This is a genomic window from Streptomyces sp. PU-14G (genome assembly GCF_041028275.1).
Classification (GTDB): Bacteria; Actinomycetota; Actinomycetes; order Streptomycetales; family Streptomycetaceae; genus Streptomyces.
Genome location: NZ_JASKYT010000339.1, coordinates 1 through 8,151 on the forward strand (window position 1 = coordinate 1; position 8,151 = coordinate 8,151).

General features: G+C 69.8%; 6 protein-coding genes and 1 pseudogene. All 7 read right to left on the reverse strand.

Annotated elements, in window-relative coordinates; all coding sequences use genetic code 11:
- Positions 1–454 (reverse strand): annotated as a pseudogene (locus tag AB8Z75_RS28010) (hypothetical protein); the annotation flags it as partial.
- A gap of 162 nt (positions 455–616) precedes the next feature.
- On the reverse strand, positions 617–2,047 hold the full coding sequence (locus AB8Z75_RS28015; RefSeq protein WP_369206769.1) for an ATP-binding protein: 1,431 nt from the start codon (positions 2,045–2,047) through the stop codon (positions 617–619).
- A 108-nt stretch (positions 2,048–2,155) separates the two neighbouring features.
- A complete protein-coding gene (locus tag AB8Z75_RS28020) occupies positions 2,156–3,664 on the reverse strand; it encodes an SCO6880 family protein (RefSeq protein WP_369206776.1) in 1,509 nt (502 codons plus the stop codon).
- A gap of 53 nt (positions 3,665–3,717) precedes the next feature.
- Positions 3,718–5,088, reverse strand: a complete 1,371-nt coding sequence (locus AB8Z75_RS28025) for a hypothetical protein (RefSeq protein ID WP_369206770.1) — start codon at positions 5,086–5,088, stop codon at positions 3,718–3,720.
- Positions 5,078–5,950 carry a hypothetical protein gene (locus AB8Z75_RS28030; RefSeq protein ID WP_369206772.1) on the reverse strand — a complete coding sequence of 291 codons (873 nt, stop codon included), beginning with the start codon at positions 5,948–5,950 and terminating at the stop codon, positions 5,078–5,080. Before AB8Z75_RS28030 ends, AB8Z75_RS28025 begins: the two co-directional genes overlap by 11 nt.
- 735 nt (positions 5,951–6,685) lie before the next feature.
- A complete protein-coding gene (locus AB8Z75_RS28035) occupies positions 6,686–7,333 on the reverse strand; it encodes an O-methyltransferase (RefSeq protein ID WP_369206774.1) in 648 nt (215 codons plus the stop codon).
- A gap of 98 nt (positions 7,334–7,431) precedes the next feature.
- Positions 7,432–7,740, reverse strand: coding sequence for a hypothetical protein (locus AB8Z75_RS28040; RefSeq protein ID WP_242757590.1), 309 nt, complete (start codon positions 7,738–7,740; stop codon positions 7,432–7,434).
- Between the last annotated feature and the right edge of the window lie 411 nt (positions 7,741–8,151).

Below are 8,151 nucleotides of genomic sequence, written 5' to 3' on the forward strand. Positions count from 1 at the left end.
GGGCTGGGGGGAGGGGCGTCTCCCGTTCCCGCGCCAGCCGCTTGGCCTTCCGTACGGCGCGTGCGCGGGCGACCGTCCCCATCACGAACACCGTGAGGACCATCAGCACCATCAGTTGGCTGACGAAGATGCCCCAGAACAGGCCGTAACCGGACAGTTGCCCCGACGGGGTGGCGGGCCAGGCACCGGCGATGTCGTGCGGTTCGGTGACCAGCCCCCGGATGGCGAGCGGGGTCCTGCCGAAGGTGACGTCGTCCGGCCAGGAGCCGTGGGCGAAGAGACCGGCCAGTCCCGTCGCGGTCCACACGAAGACGGTGAGCCCCAGCAGGAACGCCAACGCACCCACCAGCAGGCCGTCGGGAACGCCGCCCTCTCCCCCACCGGCCGCGCGGCGCGGCCGGTGCGGGTCGTGGCCGCCGGAGCGGCGGCCCCTCTCACGGTCGTCGTATCGCATCGGCACCGGTATTCAATCGGGGGACGCCGGTCGCGGCAAGATCCCCTTCCGCGGACCACCTGTGCGGGGTACGCGGCGGCTGTGTACACGGGCGGGTGTAGGCACGACGGGTGTAGGCACGACGGGTGTACGCGGCGGTCTCCCGGCCTGCCGACCGGGGGTTCACGCCACCGTCGAGCCCGACGAACGGCCGGACGAGGAGCGCTCCATCGCCAACGCCCGGGCCTCGCTCTCCGCTTCCAGGTCGGTGTCCAGGGCTGCCTCGAAGGCGGAGTCCCGCTCGGCGGAGCTCTCCGTCATGGCGCGGTCGGTGAAGACGAGTGGCCGCTCCGCCTCGGTGACCAGGTGTTTGACGACCTGCACGTTCCCGTTGACGTCCCACACGGCGATACCGGGCGACAGCGTCGGGATGATCTCCACCGCCCAGCGCGGCAGCCCCAGCACCTTGCCGGTGGCCCGTGCCTCGTCCGCTTTCTGGGCGTAGATCGTCCGGGTCGAGGCCATCTTGAGGATCGCGGCGGCCTCCCGCGCCGCCGCACCGTCGACGACGTCGGAGAGGTGGTGGACGACGGCGACGAACGACAGCCCCAGCCGGCGCCCGAACTTGAGCAGCCGCTGGAAAAGCTGGGCGACGAAGGGGCTGTTGATGATGTGCCAGGCCTCTTCGACCAGGAAGATCCGCTTACGCCGGTCGGGCCGGATCCAGGTGTGCTCCAGCCAGACACCGACGATCGCCATCAGGATGGGCATGGCGATGGAGTTGCGGTCGATGTGGGAGAGGTCGAAGACGATCAGCGGCGCGTCCAGGTCGATACCGACCGTCGTCGGACCGTCGAACATGCCGCGCAGGTCACCGTCGACCAGCCGGTCGAGGACGAGGGCGACGTCCAGCCCCCAGTCGCGGACGTCGTCCAGCGCCACGTTCATCGCCTCGGCCGACTCCGGCTTCGGATGCCGCAGCTGCTCGACGATGTCCGTCAGCAGCGGCTGCCGGTCGGACGTCGTGGCGTTGACGTAGGCGTGTGCCACCTTGAGGGCGAAGCCGGAGCGCTCGTCCAGGCCGTGGCCCAGCGCGACCTCGATGATCGTGCGCAGCAGCGCCAACTGCCCCGTGGAGGTGATGGCCGGATCCAGCGGGTTGAGGCGGATGCCCTGGTCGAGTGCCGCCGTCGGATCGAGACGGATCGGGGTGATGCCCATCTCCTCCGCGATCAGGTTCCACTCGCCGACGCCGTCCTCGCCCTGCGCGTCCAGCACCACCACCTGCCGGTCGCGGAACCGCAGCTGGCGCAGCACGTACGTCTTCTCCAGCGCCGACTTGCCGTTGCCGGACTCGCCCAGCACCAGCCAGTGCGGGGCGGGCAGCTGCTGGCCGTAGAGCTGGAAGGGGTCGTAGATGTAGCCCTTTCCGCTGTAGACCTCGCGGCCGATGATGACGCCGGAGTCGCCGAGGCCGGGCGCGGCGGTCGGCAGGTAGACGGCCTGCGCCTGCCCCGTGGACGTACGGACGGGCAGGCGGGTCGTCTCCGTCTTGCCGAACAGGAAGCTGGTGAAGGCTTCGGTGATCGCGGACAGGGGATCGAGCGCGGCCATGCTGGCTACCTCCGGCCTGGAGCGGCGGTGCGGCGGGGGTGGGGCGGCGGCGGTACGGTGCCGAGACAGACAGAGCAGACAGGTCTCATACGGGGCTCCTTCCGCGCCTCAGCGCCGTATTCCGGTGGCGAACGGGAGCGTGTTGACGAAGGCGCGGTGGTGCTCGCGGTCGCACCACTCCAGCTTCAGGTAGCTCTTGCCCGCCGACGCGCGGATCGTGCGCTTGTCGCGGGCCAGCGCCTCAGGGGACCGGGAGGAGACGGTGAGGTAGCCGACGATGTTGACGCCGGCGGCACCCGAGGCCAGATCCTCACCCCGCTGGTCGACGCGGCCGTGCGCGGCGAGGTCGCGCGGGTCGACGGTGCGGTTCATCTTCGCCGAGCGGCTGGCCTCCGCCTCGTCGTTCGTCTTCTCCGTCAGCATCCGCTCGATGGCCAGCTCGGTCGGTTCCAGATCCATCACCACGGCGACCGTGCGGATGACGTCCGGGGTGTGGACGAGCAGCGGAGCGAGGAAGTTGACCCCGACCGGCGTCATCGGCCACTCCTTGACCCACGCGGTGGCATGGCACCACGGGGCACGCGTCGTCGACTCACGCGTCTTGGCCTGGAGAAACGTCGGCTCGACCGCGTCCAGTTCGGCCGGCCACGCGTTGCGCTTGGACATCGCCTGGATGTGGTCGATGGGGTGGTCGGGGTCGTACATCGAATGCACGAGCGAAGCGAGCCGGGCCTGGCCCAGGGGCTGCCGCACCCTGATGTCCGCCTCCGCCAGCCGGGCGCAGATGTCCGTCAGCTCGCGGGCCATCACTATGGCCAGCCCCTCGTCACGGGACAGTTTGCGACCGGCCGTGCGCCGCGCCGCCTTCGCGATCGTGTCCCCCTCGATGGCCAGCTCCCGGCCGTACTGCATACACGCCACCAGGTACGCGCGATGCTGCTCACTCGAGGTGGAGACCATCGACTGCAACTGGTCGTAGGACGTGCGCAGCCACCCAGCGGCGCGCTCGTCGCCCCGCTGGGCCACGTCCTTGGCGTGTGCGTCCGGATCGGCGGGCAGCGTACGAGCCAGCATCTGCAGCCGTGTGACATAGCCGTCCCCGTTCGCCACATGCTTCAACAGTGTGCCGAAACGGTCGACCAGCGCCTCCTGGTCCTCGCTGTCCCGCAACCCGACGCCCGGGCCCTCGATCTCGATGGCCGCCGTCACCGTACGCCGGTCCGCGTGCAGCAGAACGGCGATCTCGTCAGGCCCGAACGGCGCCGACATCCACGCGATACGGCCCACGCCAGGCGGCGGGCCGATCTCCACCTCACGGCCGTCGAGCGACGTGCCCGCCTCGGCCGCACTCGAACGGTAAGTCGTACCGCGGCGCAACAGCCGCTTGTAGGAACGGTTGATCTCGAACCACCTGTAGAACGTACGGCCCCTGTACGGCACATAGACCGCAGCCAGCGCCAACGCCGGGAAACCGACAAGCGCGGGGATACGAAGAGACAGCACGGGAATCAGCAGACCACTCATCATCCCGAAGAACGCGCCGACCACGATCAGAGCGATCTCGCCCGTGTCACGGTTCTTGCCGACGATCGCGTTCGGCCGCGCCTTGCCGATCATGTACGTACGGCGCTGGGTCGACAGACCCGAACCCGCCGTGTGCGAGGACGTCGTCACCCGCGCTCACCTCCCGAAGGGCGAGGCCGGGACGGGTTCGAGCGGCCCGCCGAACCTCCGGAACCCGCCGAAGACTGACGAGGCGGACGCGCCGAATGCGGAGTGGCGCTCGTCCCTGGAGCGGACGCGGGAGAGGCCTGCCGGGGCGGCGGCGCCTCGTCGGCGCCACCGCCGCCACCGCCACCGCCGCGGGCGCTGTGCGCGGCGACCCCGCCCGTGACGGCCTGGCCCGAACCCTGACCACCACCCGAACCCGAACCGGCCGCGTTCGCGGTGGCCGCGCCCTGGCCGCCGCGGCCACCGTGCGTCGTGATGCCCTGACGCACCAACGCCGCCGGCGACGACACGACAGCAGCCGCTCCACGCGACGACGTACGGACCGCGTTGCGGTGACTGGCGATGTCGTCGCCGAACCCCGGCACGAACCGGTAGATCATCGCGCTCGCGAAGATCGCCAACAGGATGATCGCCAGTCCGGACACCACCGCCGAAACCGAATCGGGGCCCTCCCCGCCCGCCAGCGCACCCGCGAGACCCAGCACGATCACGATGACGGGCTTCACAAGAATCACAGCGATCATGATGCCCGCCCAGCGGCGCACGTGCCCCCACAGATTCTTGTCGACCAGCCCCGCGTAGACGGCGGTGCCCAGCAGCGCGCCGACATACAGCAGCGCGGCACGCACCACCAGCTCCAGATACAGCACCCCGGCCGCCAGCACAGACACCAACGACACCACGATCAGCATGATCGGACCACCGCCGATCTCATCACCCTTCTTCAAGGCTTCCGAGAACGTGCCGAAGAACTTGTCCGTCTCCTTGTCCGTGCCGGCCGCGACGATGTCCGTCACCGAATCCGTCGCCGACACCACGGTATAGAGGATCAGCGGCGTGAACGCCGACGCCAGCACCGTCAGCCACAAGAAGCCGACCGCCTCCGTCAACGCCTCCGTGAACGGCACTCCCCGCACCGCCCGCTTCGCCACCGCCAGCAGCCACAACGTCAGCGTCAGAATGGTCGACGCCGCGAACACCACGGCGTACTGCCGCAGGAACTCCGCATTCGTGAAATCGACCTTCGTGGTCGAATCCACGAGCTTCGCCAACTTCTCCACCGTCCAACTGGCGGCTTCGGCACACCCTTTCGCCAGCGAGGAGAGGGGGTCGGTGGGGTCGCTGGGGGGAGTTGAAGAGGGATCGCCCCCTGACCCCGAATCGCAGTCTTCCTGGAACGGACCGACGACGGTGTCGCAGTCTTCCTTGGGCTCTCCCCAGGCCTGGGCGCCCACGAGGACCGCGGCAACCTGGAGCCCTACGAGGGCTGACCCCACGGTGAGAAGGCGGCGACCAGAGTTAGCGCGCATACGTGAAGCCTCCGAACTTGTTCACGGCGTCAGAGATCTCCTTCGCGCCGGCGGCCCGGTTGTCACCGTTCACGGGGGCGGGACCTTCCTTCTGTGAGAAGTCCTGAACGCGCCAGTCACCGTCGGTCCATTCGAGGGCAAGACTCAGTGTGAACCAGTCGTTTCTGACCGGATTGGTGGATTTCTTTCCGGCATTACCGAAAACGCCAGTGCACCACACGTCCAGCCTCGCTGAGTCGTCGTTGTACTTGCGGACCTTCGTCCCGACAGGAACCGTGCGGGAGACGAACTCGACGCCTTCGGCAGGATTGCCGTCCTTGTCGAGGCCAATCTTGGACAGAAACTTCGGTGAGTACGCTTTGTCCATCTTGCGCAGCGTCGCGTCGACCTGCCCAGGCGCATAGATCTGGTCGATGATCTCCCGGCGCTCCGACTTCTTCATCATGTCCGCGGACACCAGCGCGACAGCGTAGTTCGCCGCGGCGCTCTGCGCCCCCTGCTCGGTGTGGGCGAAGCCGGAGGGGATGGTGGCGTCGGAGGAGTTCTTCACGGGTTTTTCACCGGTGGGGGCGGTGGGCTGGGCTCGGGAGTCCCTGCCCCGGGAGTCGTCGGCGGGGGCGCCACCTTCGCCGCCTCCGCCGCCGCGATTGGCGAAGGCGATCGCGGCGATGAGGAGGACGACCACCGCGACGACGGTGATCAGGCTGCGGCCGGGCCGGGTGGGCGGTCGACTGCCGGTGCCGCCTGCCTCGTTGCCCGGCAGGCGCGTCCGCGTCGTCGTCCGGCTGCCCTCGCTCGCGCCGGGCGCGTAGTCGCTCGTGCGAGTACGCCCGTCGTACTCGTCGCCGCCACCGATGTTCATGCCGGGCTGGCCCCCTCGACCTCTGTCACTCAACTGCCGTCACTGCATTGTCCCCTCACATGACGGTAGCGGGGTCACACCGCGCATGTGCCGTGTGCAAGCCAGGTGTTCGGCAGCATGTCGAACGCCTCGCCGGTGCGCCGTGTGCGTTCTTGCCGCTCGCGGGCTGTCTACGCGCTCGCGGGCGGGGTGGGTGGCGTGAAGCGGGTGAACGTCTGCCGGAGGGAGGGCTCGCGGGGGGCCCGGGGGTGCCCGGTGCGCCCCCGTGTGCTCACCGGCGCGCGCAGGGGGAGGAGGAGATGAGTGTCCGTACCCATGAGCGTGCCGGTTCCGGCCGGCACGCTGTCGCCATGACAGGTGGCCGACTTCGTAGCGCTCGGTGGCGGTTTCCTGTGGACGCACGGTGCCGCGTCACAGGACGAAGCGGAGGGGTGCCAGCGCGGGGGCGAGGGCGGACGTGGTGGCCATTAGCGTGTCCGGAGAGGGAGGCGTTTCGGGCGGCGCCGTCCGTTGTGCAAGTGACGGCGGTCCAGTGGCGTACGGCAGGGAGCCCGGAGCCGCAAGTGGGGCCGTGGGGGGGGGGACAGAGGAAGACAGCCGGCGCTCGGCGGCTGCGCGGCGGGCTCGGTGGGCCGCCCGCCACCGTCGGCGCACCGACGTCCTTCGCCGCGTCACCGGCGCTCGGTCGACGGGGTGGATGAGCTCACCGCGCCACCGGCGACCGGGGCCGGGCTGCTACCCGCGTTTGCGCGCGAGCGTCACGCCGTCCCGCAGCGGCAGCATGACGGACTGCATGCGGGCGTCGGCGGTGATCGTGTCGTTGATCCGGCGGATGGCGACGTCCGCCTCGTCCTGTGCGGCCGGGTCCACCACACGGCCCGTGCGCAGTACGTTGTCGAGTACGAGCAGGCCGCCGGGCCGGAGGCGCGGCACCAGTTCTTCGTAGTACGTCGGGTAGCCCGTTTTGTCGGCGTCGATGAACGCGAAGTCCACGCCAGGCTCTTGCGGCAGCGCGCGTAGGGTCTCGGCGGCGGGGGCGAGGCGCAGGTCGATGCGGTCGGTGAGGCCGGCGCGCTGCCAGTAGCGCCGGGCGACGGCCGTCCACTCCTCGGAGACGTCGCAGGCGATCAGGCGTCCGTCCTCGGGCAGTCCGCGTGCGATGCAGAGCGAGGAGTAGCCGGTGAAGACGCCGACCTCCACGGCGGTCGTGGCCCGGGTGAGCTGGACGAGCATCGTGAGGAACTCGCCCTCGTCGTGGGTGATCTGCATCGTCGTGCCGGGCACCAGCGCGTGGGTCTCCTCGACCAGGTCGCGCAGGAGGTCGTCGGCGGGTGTGCAGTGCGCCAGCAGGTAGTCGTCGAGGGCGGGGTTCACGATGTCCATGGGGCTCCTGGGTACGGGCGGGGACGGTGTCGCGTGTCGGTCAGGTAGCCAGGGCCGCCGTCATCACCAGGCGCCGTCGGGCCCCCGTCGGACCGCCGCTAGACGGCCATGCCGTAGACGATGGTGAAGAGAGTGCCGAGCGAGCCGATGATGAACACGCCGGTCAGCCCGGCGACGATCAGGCCTTTGCCTTGCTCGGCGCTGAAGGTGTCGCGCAGTGCCGTCGCGCCGATGCGCTGCTTGGCCGCGCCCCAGATGGCGATGCCCAGGCAGAGCAGGATCGCCACGGCCATGATGACCTCGATCATCACGCGTGCTTCGTGGCCCAGGGAGCCGAACGGTCCCCAGTCGGGCGCGATCCCGCCGATGATGGTGGTGATATCGCCCTTTTCAGCCGCCAGGAACATGGAGAACTCACCGCCTCGTTTCATGGTTTGTCTCTGACGGATTGTGCCACGGCCCGGTGACAACGGGAGCGCCGCGCTTGCCCGAAGTCCCCGCAGGTATGGGAGTTTTGTCGCGGGGGTTGTCCCCGGGTCGTCTTCGGGTCGTCCCCCGGGGCGTCCCCGGGTCGTCCCGGGACGACGTCGGGTCGTCGCCGCACCGTCGCGGCGCGCACGTGTGCCCGTGGCCGTGTGGCCGTACGTCCGTGGCCGTGTGGCCGTACGTCCGTGTGGTCGTACGGACGCGCGCTCGTACGTCCGTGCGCCGTTGATGCCCCGTGTGGGGCCTGCCCGGGTCCTGGCGGGGCCGGAAGGGGCCCGGGTGGTCCCGTCGCGGGGTGGGTGTGCCACCCGTTCACCTGGGCGCCTCCTGTC